A 14681-nucleotide genomic window follows, 5' to 3' on the forward strand; every position below is an offset into this window, starting at 1 on the left:
TCGATCGATCATCCCTGCCCTCGCTCAGTCGAGCCCGATCAGGCGCGCGGTGATCTGCGAGGACGGATCCTTCAGCGCGTCGATCACGGTGAAATGGTTGAGCCCGGGATCGACGACAAGGCGCGTCGGCACGTCAAAGCCGGTCCAGACGTTGGCCAGCAAATCGGACTGGCGGATGAATTCCGGCCGCTCGCTGCCACCGACCCAGGCGGTAACGGGCGAATGGCCCCGCGGCAGATGCAGCGCCGCGCTCTCCAGCGCCGCCTCCTCCATGGTCATGCGCAGCGTCTCGTTCATCTTCGTCTTCAGAAGCGGGCGCAGATCGTGCAGCCCGCTGATTGAAAGCGTACCGGCGATGCGGTTGTAGACTGAAGGCTCGAGCCGGCTGTCGTCGCACAGCATGCGCGTGACGAGATGACCGCCCGCCGAATGCCCGGCGAGCCGGATCGGTCCCCCGACGAGCGAGGCTGCTTTCGTGGTCGCGGCAATGATCTCCGCGGTCATGTCGGAAATGCGCGCAGCGGGGGCCAGCGTGTAGCTCGGCAAGCAAACCGTCCAGCCGTGACGCCGCGCGCCTTCGGCGAGGTCCGTCCAGGCCGATTTGTCGAAGCGCATCCAGTAGCCGCCGTGCACGAACACGACGAGACCCTTGCTGTCGCCATCGGGCAGGATCAGATCAAAGCTCTGACGCTCACCGGAGCCATAGGCGACGTCGGCGCGAAAATGCTTCAGCCCCGCCCGATAGGCCGCCGCCCGCTCCGCCCATTGCGCCGGCATCTTGTCCGAGCCCGGGATATGGGCCGAGTTGGCATAAGCATCATCCCAATCGCGCATCGTGACTCCCGGGGACTCGTTCAGCGAACCGGGCACCAGTCTGCCACCGGTCACGGCGGCATCCTAGTCTTTATTTTAAGCTTAAAGGAATTGGCGAGCCGTTGTTTCGGGCAACTGGCGCCACAACCAAGATGCTGTAGGGTCGGCAAAGCGAAAGCGTGCCCACGGTTTCGTTGAAATCGAGAAAGCTCGTGGGCACGGCGCAAGTGCGCCTTTGCCCATCCTACGGGACCGTGGTCGTGGCGACGCCTACGCCTTCTCAACCCCACACCACTCCGCGATGAACAGCGCCATCGCCTTGGTCGTCTTCTTAAGCGATTCCAGATCGACAAATTCGTTGAAGCCGTGCATCTCGCCGCCGCTGGCGCCGAAGCACAGGCTGGGGATGCCGTGGTTGAGGCCGTAGAAGCGGGTGTCAGTGAGCGCGGTGAAGACGAGGTCCTCGACCGCGCCGCCATAGACCTTGTTGAAGGCCTTGCCGAAGGCCGCTTCCGGCGCCGCGGAATCGGTCAGCTCATAGCCTTCCGACAGGAAGCCGGACCATTCCACCTCAGGCGGATTGTTGGCGAGGAAGCGGTGGTTGCGCGAGGCCGCGGCGATGCACGCCAGAATTTCCTTCTGGTGATCGGCGATCGACCAGCCCGGCAGGACGGCGATTCGGCAATCGACGTCGCACCAGGCTGGGACGCTGGAAGCCCAGTCGCCGCCCTTGATGATGCCGGGGTTGAAATTGATGGGGTGGTTGAGCGTCTTGAAGTGACGGTCGGCCTTGGCCCGCCCGTTCCATTCGATCTCGAGCTTCTGCACCGCCTGGATCAGGTGATACGCCGCCATGATCGCGTTGGCGCCCGAGCCCGCATGCGCGACGTGGACCGGATGACCCTTCACGCGCAGGCGAAACCAGATCACGCCGACCTGCGAGCGCACCATTTTGCCACTGGTCGGCTCGGGGATGAAGCAGGCGTCGGCGCGATAGCCGCGCTGAAGCGTCGAGAGTGCGCCGACGCCAGTGCTTTCCTCCTCGATCACTGACTGGAAATGAATGCGCGCGGTCGGCTTCAGACCGGCCGCCTTGATCGCGTCGAGCGCATAGAGTGCGCCGATCGTACCCGACTTCATGTCGCAGGCGCCGCGGCCGAACATCTTGCCGTCCTTGATGACGGGCGAGAACGGCGGCGTGTCCCACAGTTCCAGCGGGCCCGCAGGCACCACGTCGCAGTGACCCTGGAGGATCAGCGATTTGCCCGCTTCCGTCGCCGGCCGATAGGTGCCGACCACCGTGCGTGCCCTCGAGAAATCATGCTCGATCGGCCCGAAGCCACGGAGGTCTTTCAAGTCATCGACATTGATGTGCCAGTCGTCGAGCTCGTAGCCGCGCGCCCGCAGGAGGTCGCCGATCATGTCCTGGCACGGCCCCTCCGCCCCGCGGGTCGAAGGGATCGCGACGAAATCGCGAGTGGTCGCAAGCTGGGCTTCGAAGCCGGCGTCGACGGCGTCAAGAATCCTCTGTTGCGTTTCGGCGTTCATCAGGCAACTCCGGGCATCCATTGATCGAGGGTGCGCGCAAGCTAGCCGATTTCAGCCGTTCGGGTACTCCACAAAATATGCATCCCGCAATGCATCTTCGAGCAGGCGGCCCTCGGAATAGACATTCAGCGTCGCGGGCCGGCTGACGCCATCGAGCAGCCGCGGGCATGGTTCCGGCGCCCCAAGAACGGTGCGGACCGGAATGCGCTCGGCATAGATCGGTAATTCATAGTCCTCATCGTCGTCGGCGACACCCTTGGCGCGGACTTTTGCAGAGGCCTCCTCGATCTCCATCGCGATGAAGGAGGTCGCCTTGATCTCCTGGACATTGCTGGCGCGCAGGCTCGCGGTGCGATCCGGGAAGAAGCGGTCGACCATCGCGACCACCGCGCGCTCCTTCTCCACGGGATCGGTGACGAGATAGGCGGTGCCAAACGCCATCACTGCGCGGTAATCGGCGGAGTGATTGAAGCCGCAGCGCGCCAGCACAAGGCTGTCGAGATGGGCGACCGTCAGGCACACGCGCTCACCTTTGGCCTGGTTGCGCAACATGCGGCTGGCACTCGAGCCGTGCCAGTAGAGCTTGGTCCCCTCGCGCCAGAAGAAGGTCGGCGTGCAATAGGGCTGGCCGTCGATCACGTAGGAGACGTGGCACATCATCGAGGAATCCAGGATGCGGTGAACGGTAGCGTGATCGTAGAAGCCGCGGTCGTGCCGGCGCTTCACCTGATTGCGCGCTGATGTTGGATAGGACGCTTGATAGGACTTTTGGCTTTCGATCTGGCTCACGGCCGCTCCTGTCGCATCGGGAACACTTCCAGGCTAGTTGTAGCGTCGCATTTGGTCTGCGATAGTGCCAATTCCATGCGAAAAATTCCAACCAATTCTCCCGGGAAAGCCGAGCTGCCGCTCGATCTCACCGGCCCGCACATCACAGCCGGCGCGTCCTCGGCGCACCGGCTGTACCAGGCCCTGTGCGAGATGATCGTCTCTGGTCTCGTCAAACCTGGCGAGCCGCTGCCGCCCTCGCGGACGCTGGCGAAGCAGACCGGCTTTCGGCGCAACGCGGTGGTCACGGCTTACGAGCGCCTGATCGCCGACGGATTTGCACAAGCGACCGTCGGCTCCGGCACGTTCGTGGCGGCGCGCATCCCGGCGCCCGCCGCCGCGACGAAGAAGCCGAAGGTAATTGTCGAAACGCCGAAACAAGGCGCGCTTTCGCTCGGCTGCACCCACATCGACGAGCGCGCGGTGCAACGTTTTCGCGCCTTCGTCGGCAGGCGAATGCGCGCCTTTGGCAGCGAGCACCTGCATTACGGCGACCCGCGCGGCAGCCGCGAATTGCGCGTCGCGATCGCCGATCATCTGCTGTCGGCGCGTGGGCTGCGCTGCGACCCCGACCAGATCATGCTCACCTCTGGCACGTTGCATACGCTGCGCATCGTGCTGGGCGCTCTCTTGAAACCCAACGATCAAGTCTGGTGCGAGGACCCCGGCTATCCCACCGCGCGCAAGACCATCGCGCAGTGCGGTTACCGCACCGTGCCCGTTCCCGTTGACGCGCACGGAATGCAAGTCGCAAGGGGCAGCACCACCGCGCCACACGCACGCGCGGCCTATGTGACGCCGTCGCATCAGTTTCCTCTGGGCGTGCAGATGTCGATGCCGCGGCGGCTTGAGCTGCTGGACTGGGCGAAGCAGGCCGGCGCCTTTGTTTTCGAGGACGATTACGACAGCGAGTTCCGTTACGACGGCGCGCCGCTGATGTCGCTTGCCGGCATCGATCATCTGCAGCGCGTGATCTACATGGGCACCTTCGCCAAGACGCTGTTTCCGGGCCTGCGCATCGGCTATTGCGCTCTGCCCGAGCGCCTGATTGCAGACGTCACGACCGCGCGCGCCGCGCTCGATCGCTTTCCTGCCACACTGATGGAGGGCGCAGTCGCCGACATGCTTAACTCAGGCGCATTCGCCGCGAATCTGAGGCGCGTGCGAAAGCTTTATCGTGAGGCACGCGATGCGCTGGCCGAGACGCTCGAAGCCGCGTCAGATGGTGTGCTGTCGGTCCCGGTGCCGTCGCAGGGCCTTCATCTCGTGGCGCGGTTCGATCCATCGGTTGCCCCCGCGGTCGCAGCTGAGGCGAAGCAGGCCGCAGGCGCGGAAGGTTGGCTGCTCGCCGACACCTATGCGCGGGCGCGGCCCCTGCCCGGTTTCGTGCTGGGATTTTCAGGGCATGCGGTTCCACAACTCGTCGCCGCCGCCGAACGCCTCGCGAAGGAAGCGCGGGCCAGATTACGCACCAAGGGCCATCAGGCCCGGCGGGCCTGACAAAGGTTCACTATCAAAATCAGAGCCTGCTGCTAAACATCGCGGAATCGATTCCGGGATCTCTCATCATGTCACTTGTCGTCTCACTCGGCCGCGCAGCCTGCGTCGCGCTCCTGATCTCCTCCGCGCTTGCCCCTGCGGCCTACGCGACCACGGTTGGACGTGAACAGGATATCGTCGATCTCAAGCTCGGCCAGCGCGTGCAGGTGGATGACGGGACCTGCCCAGCCGGACAGGTCAAGGAAGTGCGCGGCTCGAAGATGACGGACAAGGGCGTCGCGCGGACAGCATCCTGCGTGCCGCGGTTCGGTCCGAAGTCGAGGTGACGAGCATGATCCGGACCCGAAGGGCCGCGTTAGCGCAAAGTGTGAAGCGGTTTTCCTTCGCGACAAACGCGGAACGCGTTTGCGCGGAGATCATGCTCAAACAATAGACCCTTAGGACTTCGCCGGGTCGAACATGCACTGCAAGGTCGGCTTGGCGATCTTGGTGAAGGTCGCGCCGATCTCGCCTTGCTTTGCCGCCGGCACCCAATCGGTCTCGATCGTGGGAACGCCTGTCTCGCTGATGCCGCGCAGCAGCGCCTCGCGCAGGTCGCGATCCTCAACGACGGCAGCCGCATGATCATGCAGGCAGCCGCAGACCTCTTCCGGATGTTCCCAGCGCCCGAGCATGCGCGGCGCACATTGCCTCACGAACTCCGTGCGCGGATCCGGCAACCGGCTCGGTGAGCGCACCTGAGCCTGAGCGGAGCTGATGGTCAGAAGGGACAAAAACACCGCGGCGCAGAAACGAAGGTACATGATGGCGCCTTTGCGGGCTGATTTTCTCGTTGGGGGATCAGAGGCGCGCCGCAAGGACGATCGGCTGCGGCGCCGTGGTGGTGATCGGCGAGCCGCTGTACTGGAAGGTCCCGATGCCGGGCAGATTGCCGTCCGGTGCGCCGGCGAGCGAGGAACCGGCGAGCACGAAACCGAAAGCAAGGATGAAGCTGAGCGCGCGCATGGGATGTCTCCGAATTGCGTGGCCGGCGGTGCTGCCGTCGTCGTTGTCACCCTGATAACCATCAGCGGTTTCTCCCGTGATGCGCCCAAAGCCCAAAATGGTTTCGTTCCCGATCAGAATTGTTTCGTCGCCGGCGGCGCGACGAAACAATCTGCCGAAAACATCAATCATTTCAGATGGGGCGCTTGAGGGTTTGAACCTCGATGAGAACGACCATCCACACCACTCGAGGCGAAGCGGTCATCTCGGCGACGTCAGCGCTTCACATGCATTTTACGGTTTTCTGCTGAAGAGGTCGGCAAACGAGGGCCGGTCCCGCCGATGAACCCAGAATCGATCGGACGCGACCGAAGCCTTCGAAACCGAACGGCCCGTCATTATCAGGGCACATAGTTGAGGGATGGCCATCATGATCGCGCAAGATCGCGCAACGGTGCGCGACGCGGCGCAGCCTACGGACCGCGCCGATCGGCAGACCGGCGACCGCCCCGGCGCGATGGCGCTGCAATCAGGACGCGGCTACGAGGCCGCGCCCCAGGCGTTCGTGCGGCTGAGCGGCTCGCACCTCGTCAAACCGCGGTTGAAGCGCGATCACAATACTGAGTGAACGCAAGTGCGTCACTGAGTGAAGAAGTCGCCACACTTCTGGACGTTTGCGTCAGCCGGTCCCCACGGCATGATCGGCACCGTCGAGGTCGAGTTCTTCGGCGATCCCTCGATCAGCTTGTCCGAATAGACCATGTAGACCAGCACATTGCGCTTGGCGTCGCAGCCGCGCACGATCTGCATCTTCTTGAAGAACAGCGATCGGCGCCTGCGGAACATGTCGTCGCCCTGCTCCATCTTGTCCTTGAACTTGATCGGGCCGACCTGGCGGCAGGCGAGCGAGATGTCCGAGACCTCCTCGGCAAGTCCCAGCCAGCCCTTGAAGCCGCCCTTCTCCGGCACCGTGAAATGACAGGCCACGCCCTCGACCTCGGGGTCGTCGAGGCCATAGGTCGCGAGCCTGTCATTCGGGCTCATCCATTTGAACACGGTGGAGCGGCGGAAGATCAGATCGGGCTCGTCGGCGGCCGATGCGGAAGCCAGAGGGATGACCAGAGCCAGGAGCAATAAAGCAAGGCCTTTCAAGCGGATGCCGGAAAGACCGGGGAAACGAGATGACATGAAGTTCTCCGGTAACAAGTCCCAGCAATGTAGGCACGGAAGGTCCCGTCAGGAAGATGACGGCAGGCGGGCACGGCCGCCGTTTACCGCTCTGTGAGGCTTTTTTGTTACGTCTTGAACAAAAGTAGCGGACGGCAGAACCGCCATGCTGGTGAACGCGTATCCCCTCTGCGACACTAACATCTGATTTGGATTGTGGATTCGAGGAATGAATAGCGTGAACGGGTCCCCCTTTTCGGCCGCGCCGGTAAGGCTGTGGCAGGTCGCGATTTTGGCGGCGGCGGGTGCGATCGGAACAGCGAGCCAGGCGGAAGCAGCGTTCTATTATTATCCGGACTACTCGGGCGCGTCCTACTACGCCCCGCAACAGCGGTATCCGGCGGAGCTGCGACAGAAGCCGCAGAAGCGCGGCTCGGCGGCCAAGAAAAAGGACGAGGCGCTCGTCGAGAAAGAGACCGGCGCCAAGCCGCAAGGCCCGCTCGTCATCGTCGTCTCGATCGAGCGGCAGAAGGTGACGATCTACGATTCCAACGGCGTGTTCGCGGAGTCGCCGGTGTCGACCGGCATGAAGGGCCACTCGACGCCGATGGGTGTGTTCAGCGTCATCCAGAAGCACAAATTCCACCACTCCAACATCTACAGCGGCGCGCCGATGCCGTACATGCAGCGGATCACCTGGTCCGGCGTCGCCATGCATGCCGGCGTGCTGCCGGGCTATCCGGCCTCGCACGGCTGCATCCGCATGCCGATGGCGTTCGCGGTGAAGATGTGGAACTGGACCAAGATGGGCGCGCGCGTGATCGTCTCGCCCGGTCAGATGACGCCGCAAAGCTTCTCGCACCCGATGCTCGCTTCGCTGCGCGTCCCGCCGCAGCCCGCAGCAAGCCTCGAGCCGACGACGAGCGTCGGCGACAAGGCGGACAAGGGCGCACCTGACACCAGGGTCACGGATGCGAAGCCTGTCGAGACCATATCTTTCGAGAAGACCGCCAGCGCCGACGGCGTGCTCGAGCTGCGCTCGACGGTCGGCCACACCGTGATGTCGGATGTGACCACCGGAAATGCACCGGTTCGCGAGGAAGCGGCCAAGACCGACCCCAAGTCTGACGAGGCCTCCGAGCCGGCCAAGCAGCCTGAGACGGTTTCGAAGACGGACGACGCCGCCAAGCCCGCCGATGCGGCGAGCACCGAAGCAAAGCCCACTGACGTTGCGGACGCTCCCAAGACGACGTCGGACGAGAAACCGGCCGACAAGGTCGAGGCGGCAAAGTCCGAACAGTCCGAGCCTGCGAAGGTCGAGGCGCCGAAGGCGGAAGCGGTTGTGGACCCCGTCAAGTCCGAGCCGGTCAAGGCCGATACGGCAGAGACCGAGAAGAAGCCCGACGCGCCTGTGACCGCAACGGCACCAGCGCAAGCTGCTTCGCCGGATGCGAAGAAAGACCAGACCCGTGTCGCCGATCCCGCGCCTTCCGTGAAGCCGGACCTGCCGAAGCGGACCGGTCAGATCGCGGTGTTCATCAGCCGCAAGGACTCCAAGCTCTATGTGCGGCAGAACTTTGCGCCGCTGTTCGATGTGCCCGTCACGATCGCGGCAAGCGATCGGCCGCTCGGGACCCATGTTTTCACGGCCGAGGTCGACAAGTCCGACTCGAATGCGCTCCATTGGTCGGTGGTGTCGCTGCCCGTCGCCGTCCGCGCCGCCGCGCGCGACGAGGATGGTCACGTGGTGCGCCGGCAGCGTGGCGCTGCCGTGATCCCCGTTGCCGCAAAGCCTGTCATCACGCCTGATAGCCCGGCCGAGGCACTGGATCGCATCACGATCCCGGCCGACGCCATGGCGAAGATCAACGAGATGCTCACCACCGGCGGCTCGGTGATCGTGTCCGACCAGGGCATCAACCAGGGCGAGACCGGCGAAGGCACCGACTTCATCGTCCGCCTGTACTAAAGCGTTTTCAAGCGAAGTGGATGCCGGTTCGCGTAAAGAAAACGCGTCAAAAATAAGAGCCTGCGTCGCGATAACGCGGTGTTGAGCAGGCCAGTCGCAACGGCGGAGTAAGCTCCGCCCCGGATCACATCCGGGGGACACCGCCATGTTGAACCGCAGAACCGTCATCACCACTGCGCTGCTCGCAGCAGCCACATCGGCAACGCGCGTGCGGGCCGATGGCGGCATGAGCCGGATCCCGGCTTACGCCTTTTCATTCCCCGCTTTGTCCGGTGACGACATCAGGCTCGCCGCCTTCACCGGTAAACCGCTGCTGGTTGTCAACACGGCCTCGCTGTGCGGTTACACGCCACAATATGCCGGGCTGCAGGAGCTCTGGACCGAGTTTCGCGCGCGCGGCCTTACCGTGATCGGCGTGCCCTCCAATGATTTCGGCGGCCAGGAGCCTGGCGGCACCAGCGAGATCTCGGAGACCGCGCACCACCAATACGGAGTTACCTTCCCGATTGCGGCTAAGGCGGTCGTGACAGGGGCGAAGGCCCATCCCTTCTACAAATGGGCGGCCGAGGCGCGGCCGAAGGAGGTTCCGAAGTGGAACTTCCACAAATACCTGATCGGCCGCGACGGTTATATCGCCGAGGTGTTTCCTTCAGCCGTGGAGCCGGCCGACACGCGCGTCAAAACCGCGATAGCCCGGGCATTGGCCGATAGTTGATGGGCCGGCGGCAACGCGGTTGGGCACAATTGCGGCGAAGCGCCAAACAGCCGTTGCAATGGCGATGGAGCACCATCTAGGCTAAGATGGTGAGGGGCAGGAAGGGTTCGGCCGGAGGCGAAAAGCCACGGCGGACCAACGGGATCAATCTCGAGGACAACACCATGCGTGTGGCGGCAAAACTGATTTTGGCAAGCGCGATGTCTGTTGCGCTGACAGGCGCGGCATGGTCGCAGACCCCTGCCGCAAAACCCGCAGCCGCCACCCAGGCCGCGCCCGCAGCAGCACCGGCCGCAGCCGCAGCTCCAGCAGCCGCTGCCCCCGCGGCAGCTGCTGCGCAACCGAGCGCAGCCTTCCCGCCCCCGCCGCAACAGGCGCCGCAGCCGGCGCGCGCCGCCTGCAACAATCCGAACGCGCTGGGCGTCGCCCGCACCGTGGAGATCGACACGACAGGCGGCCCCGGCTTCGGCTTCGAGCATTTCAAGGAGCTCGACTTCCTGCGCGACAAGGAGGTCGTCCTGACCTTCGACGACGGTCCCTGGCCGCGCAACACGCCTGCCGTGCTGAAGGCGCTCGCCGACCAATGCACTACCGGCATTTTCTTCTCGATCGGCAAGCACGCCACCTACGAGCCGGAGATCCTGAAGCAGGTCTACGCGGCCGGTCACGTCATCGGCACCCACACCTGGTCGCACGCCAACCTCAACGACAAGAAGCTGAACGAAGCGCAGCGCAAGGACGAGATCGAGAAGGGCATCAGCGCCGTGAAATGGGCGCTCGGCGGCATCTCGCCGGCCGCGTTCTTCCGCTTCCCGGCGCTGCAACATCCGCCGGAGATGGTCACCTATCTCGGCAACCGCAACGTTGCGATCTTCTCCTGCGACATCGACTCCTTCGACTTCAAGGCCTCGAAGCCCGAGAAGGTGATCGAGACCGTGATGAAGAAGCTCGAGAACAAGGGCAAGGGCATCATCCTGATGCACGACTTCCAGAAGCACACGGCGGAAGCGCTGCCCGAGCTTCTGAACCGCCTCAAGGCCGGCGGCTACAAGATCGTGGCGATGCGCGCCAAGGCGCCGGTCGCTTCGCTCCCCGAATACGACCAAGAGCTGATGAAGGACGTCAAGCTGCCGACGGTCAGCACGCGCCCGGTCAATTCCGTGGTGACGACCGTTTCCGAATAGTCGTCATTTGTCGTTCCATTTCGAAGGCTACGTCATCGTCTCGGCGGACGGCATGCTTGCCGACGCCAGCCATGTCATGCCCAACAGTCTGAAGTTCGAAGGCGACAAACTGTTCTTCGAGCAGGCGCTCGATGGCGCCGCGCTGATCGTGCACGGCCGCAACTCGCACGAGGGGCAGCCGAACTCGCCCAAGCGCAAGCGGCTGATCCTGACCCGCAAGATCAAGGCCCTCACCGTCGATCCCGAGATGCCAAACGCGACGCTGTGGAATCCGGACTATTCGAGCTTCGCGGAGGCCTGCGCGTTTGCCGATGTCGCCTCGGGGCGGGTCGCGATCATTGGCGGCCCCGTGGTGTTCGACATGTTCATGGACCGCTACGACACCTTCTGGCTGTCGGAAGCCCCCCATGTGCAGTTGCCCGGCGGAGAGGGCTGCTTCGTCGATGTGCCCAGGCGGACGCCGCACGAGGTGCTGACGTCACACGGGATGACGCCAGGCACGCCTTACGTGCTCGACGCAACGCATGACGTCACGGTCACGCCATGGCGGCGGGCCTAGAGCATGATCCGGAAAAGTGTGAAGCGGTTTTCCCTCGCGACAAACGCGGAACGCGTTTGCGCGGAGATCATGCTCAAACAAAGAGCTGAAGCGCGATGAGGATTCAACCCAATCTCATCGCGCTTTAGCGCTCAAACGTCCCCGTAAGCCGTCTCGGCCGAGCGCGTCGCGCGGCCATAGCCCATGATCATGAACAGCGCGCCGATGATCGAAAGATTCTTCAGCGCGTCGATCACCACCGCGGCGTTCTCAGGCGCAGTCTGGTTCCAGAAATCGGAGAACAGGACGGTCGACACCGCGATGTAGATCACCATCAGCATTGCGAAGAAACGCGCGCCGAAATTCAGTGCGATCATCAGGCCTGCGACGATTTCGAGCCCGCCGATCGCAATCGCCAGAAGCTGCGGCGTGGTCATCGCGGTCGCCGTCTCGACCTGCTTGGCGTAGGGCGCGATCACATCGGGCACTACGATCTTGCCCGCAATGAAATCGGCCGTCGCCTGGATGGCGATGAGCTTGGTCGCGCCCGTGTAGATGAACAGCACGGCGAACAGGATCCGCCCGAAAGTCACGAACGCTGGCATGGTCGGCCCCTTGGCAAATGCTGAGCACGGAACGCGCTTCTAGGATTATGAAGAGTCCGTTTGCGGTTTTCAAACGGGGAAATGGGAAACTGAAAGTTATTCAAGAATGGTGGGGTGGCTGCTCCCTCTCCCCGTTGTTACGGGGCCGCGACGGGCTTCGCTCGCGCTGCGAGGGTTGGGGTGAGGGGCTGCCTCAGCAATCACGATGAGAGTGGACTCGCGGAGACTCCCCCACACCCGGACTTTGCTTCCGCAAATTCCGGCCTCTCCCCGCGCGCGGGGAGAGGCGAAGGAGGCCACCACCCTTACGTAAACAACGTCGGCTGCTGCCGCGCTGCACGCTCCTGCGCCTCCACAACCGCGACCGCCGTCATGTTGAGGATGCCGCGCGCGGTCACCGAGGGCGTGAGGATGTGGGCGGTCCGCGCCGGGCCGATCAGGATCGGGCCGACGGGCAGCGCGTCCGCCAGCGACTTGATCATCTGATAGGCGACGTTGGCGGTGTCCAGGTTCGGCATGATCATGATGTTGGCCTCGCCCTCCAGCTTGGAGTGCGGCAGAACCATGCGGCGCGCCGCAGCGGAGAGCGCGGTATCGCCCTGCATTTCGCCATCGGCCTCGATCTCCGGGTGCTTCTCCTTCAACAGCTGCGTCGCCCGGCGCATTTTGCGCGAGGAGTCGGTGTCGTAGCTGCCGAAATCGGAGTGCGAGACGAAGGCGATCTTCGGCTTGATGGTGAAGCGCTGGACGTGGACCGCCGCGAGCGAGGCGATCTCGGCGAGCTCTTCGGCGCTCGGATTGGGCCTCACTTGGGTATCGGCGATGAAGAACGCGCCCTTGCTGGTGATCAGCAGCGCAAGCGCCGCGTAATCGCTGATGCCGGGCGAGAAGCCGACGATCTCGCGGACATGACGCAGATGGCTCATATAGCGGCCTTCGACGCCGCAGAGCATCGCGTCCGCCTCCCCGCGCGTCACGGCGAGCGCGGCGATGACAGTGTTGTTGGTGCGAACCACCGTGCGCGCCGCATCAGGCGTCACGCCGCGGCGGCCGGCGACCTCGACATAAGACTGGACATAGGAGCGATAGCGCGGATCGTCCTCGGGATTGACGAGATCGAAATCCTTGCCCGCCTTGATCGAGAGGCCGAAGCGCTTGATGCGCGCCTCCACCACCGAGGGGCGGCCGACCAGGATCGGCGTCGCCAGCTTCTCCTCCAGCACCACTTGCGTGGCGCGTAGCACGCGCTCGTCCTCGCCTTCGGCGTAGATCACGCGCACCGGCTGGGTCTTGGCCTTGGCGAACATCGGCTTCATGACGAGGCCGGAGCGGAAGGCGAAGCGCTCGAGCAGCGCGCGATATTCGTCGAAATTGGTGATCGGGCGCGTCGCGACGCCTGATTCCATCGCCGCCTTCGCCACCGCCGGCGCGATCCGCAGGATCAGCCGCGGATCAAAGGGGCTGGGGATCAGCGAGCCCGGGCCGAAGCCGCCCGTCTCGCCGGTGTCGAGGCTGCTCTGGGAGACTGCATCCGACGGCGCCTCGCGCGCGAGCTGCGCAATGGCCTCGACCGCGGCGTGCTTCATCTCCTCGTTGATGGCGCTGGCGCCGACATCGAGCGCGCCGCGGAAGATGAAGGGAAAGCACAGGACGTTGTTGACCTGGTTCGGATAGTCCGAGCGTCCGGTGCAGATCATGGCGTCGGGACGCACTTTTCGCGCTTCTTCCGGCATGATCTCAGGCGTCGGATTGGCCAGCGCCATGATCAGGGGCTTCTCGCCCATGGCCTTGGCCATCTCGGGCTTGAGCACGCCGGGTGCCGACAGGCCGATGAAGATGTCGGCGCCGCCGATGACGTCGCCGAGCGTGCGCTTGTCGGTCTTCTGCGCATAGACCGCCTTCCAGCGGTCCATCGAGGTGTTGCGGCCCTCATGGACGAGGCCGTCGATGTCGCAGACCCAGATGTTCTTGCGCTGTGCGCCCATCGACACGAGAAGGTTGAGCGTGGCGATCGCGGCGGCCCCTGCCCCCGACGCCACGATCTTGACGTCCGACAGCTTCTTGCCGTTCAGCCTGAGCCCATTGGTGATGGCAGCGGCAACGATGATCGCGGTGCCGTGCTGGTCGTCATGGAAGACCGGGATCTTCATGCGCTCCTTCAGCTGCGCCTCGATCTCGAAGCACTCCGGTCCTCGGATGTCTTCCAGATTGATGCCGCCGAAAGTCGGCTCGAGCGCAGCGACCGTCTCGACCACGCGGTCGATGGTGTCGGCGGCGATCTCGATGTCGAACACGTCGATGCCGGCGAATTTCTTGAACAGGACGGCCTTGCCCTCCATGACAGGCTTGGAGGCCAGCGGGCCGATATTGCCGAGGCCGAGCACGGCGGTGCCGTTGGAGACAACGGCGACCAGATTGGCGCGGGTGGTCAGGGTCGCGGCTTCCGCCGGGTTCTTGGCGATCTCGGTACAGGCGGCCGCAACGCCCGGAGAATAGGCAAGCGCGAGGTCGCGCTGGTTGGCCAGCGGCTTGCTCGCCTGGATCTCGAGCTTTCCGGGGCGCGGCAGACGGTGATAGGCCAGCGCCGCCTGGTGGAGATCATCAGAATAGGACGACATGCGGTCTCTTGCCTCGCGTTACCGGCCTCAAAATGCATCATCCGGAGCGGTCGTCCAAGCGGACGCTATTTCCGGGTCGTGGAAACGGGATGAAGCACGGCCGAAGGCCCGGTGGCAACATCCGATTGCGGCCCCATCAACAGGGCCATCCGTCAAATATCTGAAAGCGCTAGCTTTCCCTAGACCTTGCGACGTTTCCCAAATATGGCAGG

The 14681-nt window shown here is 64.0% G+C and carries 16 protein-coding genes; 8 read left to right on the forward strand and 8 right to left on the reverse strand.

Annotated elements, in window-relative coordinates; translation table 11 throughout:
• Positions 1 to 24: 24 nt before the first annotated feature.
• From L6639_RS01150 to L6639_RS01160, 3 genes are all read right to left on the reverse strand, one after another.
• Entirely contained in the window at positions 25 to 834 is an 810-nt protein-coding gene (locus L6639_RS01150; RefSeq protein ID WP_237859386.1) for an alpha/beta hydrolase, read from the reverse strand.
• A 249-nt stretch (positions 835 to 1083) separates the two neighbouring features.
• On the reverse strand, positions 1084 to 2361 hold the full coding sequence (locus L6639_RS01155) for an ArgE/DapE family deacylase (RefSeq protein WP_237858224.1): 1278 nt from the start codon (positions 2359 to 2361) through the stop codon (positions 1084 to 1086).
• A 51-nt stretch (positions 2362 to 2412) separates the two neighbouring features.
• Entirely contained in the window at positions 2413 to 3141 is a 729-nt protein-coding gene (locus L6639_RS01160; protein WP_237859388.1) for a pyridoxamine 5'-phosphate oxidase family protein, read from the reverse strand.
• 84 nt (positions 3142 to 3225) lie between these two features.
• On the opposite strand from L6639_RS01160, the gene pdxR reads away from it, so the two are divergent.
• The gene (gene pdxR, locus L6639_RS01165) at positions 3226 to 4689 is read left to right on the forward strand and encodes a MocR-like pyridoxine biosynthesis transcription factor PdxR (RefSeq protein WP_237858226.1); all 1464 of its coding nucleotides are present in this window, start codon (positions 3226 to 3228) and stop codon (positions 4687 to 4689) included.
• Between the two features lie 68 nt (positions 4690 to 4757).
• Entirely contained in the window at positions 4758 to 5015 is a 258-nt protein-coding gene (locus tag L6639_RS01170) for a DUF6719 family protein (protein ID WP_237858229.1), read from the forward strand.
• Positions 5016 to 5126: 111 nt separating this feature from the next.
• Here L6639_RS01170 and L6639_RS01175 read toward each other — a convergent pair whose 3' ends face one another.
• Positions 5127 to 5492: a hypothetical protein gene (locus L6639_RS01175; protein ID WP_237858230.1), complete on the reverse strand. Its 366-nt coding sequence runs from the start codon at positions 5490 to 5492 to the stop codon at positions 5127 to 5129.
• Between the two features lie 37 nt (positions 5493 to 5529).
• Entirely contained in the window at positions 5530 to 5694 is a 165-nt protein-coding gene (locus L6639_RS01180; RefSeq protein ID WP_237858231.1) for a hypothetical protein, read from the reverse strand.
• Positions 5695 to 5712: 18 nt separating this feature from the next.
• Here L6639_RS01180 and L6639_RS01185 point away from each other — a divergent pair, with 18 nt between their 5' ends.
• Complete coding sequence (locus L6639_RS01185) at positions 5713 to 5883, forward strand: hypothetical protein (protein WP_237858232.1); 171 nt, start codon at positions 5713 to 5715, stop codon at positions 5881 to 5883.
• 220 nt (positions 5884 to 6103) lie between these two features.
• Positions 6104 to 6301, forward strand: a complete 198-nt coding sequence (locus L6639_RS01190; protein ID WP_237858234.1) for a hypothetical protein — start codon at positions 6104 to 6106, stop codon at positions 6299 to 6301.
• Between the two features lie 11 nt (positions 6302 to 6312).
• On the opposite strand, the gene L6639_RS01195 is transcribed toward L6639_RS01190, so the two are convergent.
• Positions 6313 to 6861, reverse strand: a complete 549-nt coding sequence (locus L6639_RS01195; RefSeq protein ID WP_237858236.1) for a CreA family protein — start codon at positions 6859 to 6861, stop codon at positions 6313 to 6315.
• Between the two features lie 208 nt (positions 6862 to 7069).
• Here L6639_RS01195 and L6639_RS01200 point away from each other — a divergent pair, with 208 nt between their 5' ends.
• The 4 genes from L6639_RS01200 (at position 7070) to L6639_RS01215 (ending at position 11267) form a co-directional block, all read left to right on the forward strand.
• Positions 7070 to 8809 (forward strand): L,D-transpeptidase, encoded by a 1740-nt coding sequence (locus L6639_RS01200; RefSeq protein WP_237858237.1) that lies wholly within the window; start codon positions 7070 to 7072, stop codon positions 8807 to 8809.
• 145 nt (positions 8810 to 8954) lie between these two features.
• Complete coding sequence (locus tag L6639_RS01205; RefSeq protein WP_237858239.1) at positions 8955 to 9524, forward strand: glutathione peroxidase; 570 nt, start codon at positions 8955 to 8957, stop codon at positions 9522 to 9524.
• A 164-nt stretch (positions 9525 to 9688) separates the two neighbouring features.
• Positions 9689 to 10708 (forward strand): polysaccharide deacetylase family protein, encoded by a 1020-nt coding sequence (locus tag L6639_RS01210; RefSeq protein ID WP_237858240.1) that lies wholly within the window; start codon positions 9689 to 9691, stop codon positions 10706 to 10708.
• Positions 10709 to 10715: 7 nt separating this feature from the next.
• Positions 10716 to 11267 (forward strand): dihydrofolate reductase family protein, encoded by a 552-nt coding sequence (locus L6639_RS01215; protein ID WP_237858242.1) that lies wholly within the window; start codon positions 10716 to 10718, stop codon positions 11265 to 11267.
• A gap of 131 nt (positions 11268 to 11398) precedes the next feature.
• On the opposite strand, the gene L6639_RS01220 is transcribed toward L6639_RS01215, so the two are convergent.
• Complete coding sequence (locus L6639_RS01220; protein WP_237858244.1) at positions 11399 to 11851, reverse strand: DoxX family protein; 453 nt, start codon at positions 11849 to 11851, stop codon at positions 11399 to 11401.
• A gap of 305 nt (positions 11852 to 12156) precedes the next feature.
• On the reverse strand, positions 12157 to 14469 hold the full coding sequence (locus L6639_RS01225; RefSeq protein WP_237858246.1) for an NADP-dependent malic enzyme: 2313 nt from the start codon (positions 14467 to 14469) through the stop codon (positions 12157 to 12159).
• Positions 14470 to 14681 lie beyond the last annotated feature (212 nt).

The organism is Bradyrhizobium zhengyangense, from assembly GCF_022012555.1.
In the GTDB taxonomy this organism is placed as follows: Bacteria; Pseudomonadota; Alphaproteobacteria; order Rhizobiales; family Xanthobacteraceae; genus Bradyrhizobium; species Bradyrhizobium zhengyangense.

Excerpts from the sequence above, each read along its gene's own strand:
- L6639_RS01190 (WP_237858234.1), top strand. The coding sequence starts at position 6,104 with ATGATCGCGCAAGATCGCGCAACGGTGCGCGACGCGGCGCAGCCTACG.
- L6639_RS01210 (WP_237858240.1), top strand. The coding sequence starts at position 9,689 with ATGCGTGTGGCGGCAAAACTGATTTTGGCAAGCGCGATGTCTGTTGCG.
- L6639_RS01195 (WP_237858236.1), bottom strand. The coding sequence starts at position 6,861 with ATGTCATCTCGTTTCCCCGGTCTTTCCGGCATCCGCTTGAAAGGCCTT.
- L6639_RS01155 (WP_237858224.1), bottom strand. The coding sequence starts at position 2,361 with ATGAACGCCGAAACGCAACAGAGGATTCTTGACGCCGTCGACGCCGGC.
- L6639_RS01175 (WP_237858230.1), bottom strand. The coding sequence starts at position 5,492 with ATGTACCTTCGTTTCTGCGCCGCGGTGTTTTTGTCCCTTCTGACCATC.
- L6639_RS01150 (WP_237859386.1), bottom strand. The coding sequence starts at position 834 with ATGCGCGATTGGGATGATGCTTATGCCAACTCGGCCCATATCCCGGGC.
- L6639_RS01170 (WP_237858229.1), top strand. The coding sequence starts at position 4,758 with ATGTCACTTGTCGTCTCACTCGGCCGCGCAGCCTGCGTCGCGCTCCTG.
- L6639_RS01225 (WP_237858246.1), bottom strand. The coding sequence starts at position 14,469 with ATGTCGTCCTATTCTGATGATCTCCACCAGGCGGCGCTGGCCTATCAC.
- L6639_RS01200 (WP_237858237.1), top strand. The coding sequence starts at position 7,070 with ATGAATAGCGTGAACGGGTCCCCCTTTTCGGCCGCGCCGGTAAGGCTG.
- L6639_RS01220 (WP_237858244.1), bottom strand. The coding sequence starts at position 11,851 with ATGCCAGCGTTCGTGACTTTCGGGCGGATCCTGTTCGCCGTGCTGTTC.
- pdxR (WP_237858226.1), top strand. The coding sequence starts at position 3,226 with ATGCGAAAAATTCCAACCAATTCTCCCGGGAAAGCCGAGCTGCCGCTC.
- L6639_RS01205 (WP_237858239.1), top strand. The coding sequence starts at position 8,955 with ATGTTGAACCGCAGAACCGTCATCACCACTGCGCTGCTCGCAGCAGCC.
- L6639_RS01180 (WP_237858231.1), bottom strand. The coding sequence starts at position 5,694 with ATGCGCGCGCTCAGCTTCATCCTTGCTTTCGGTTTCGTGCTCGCCGGT.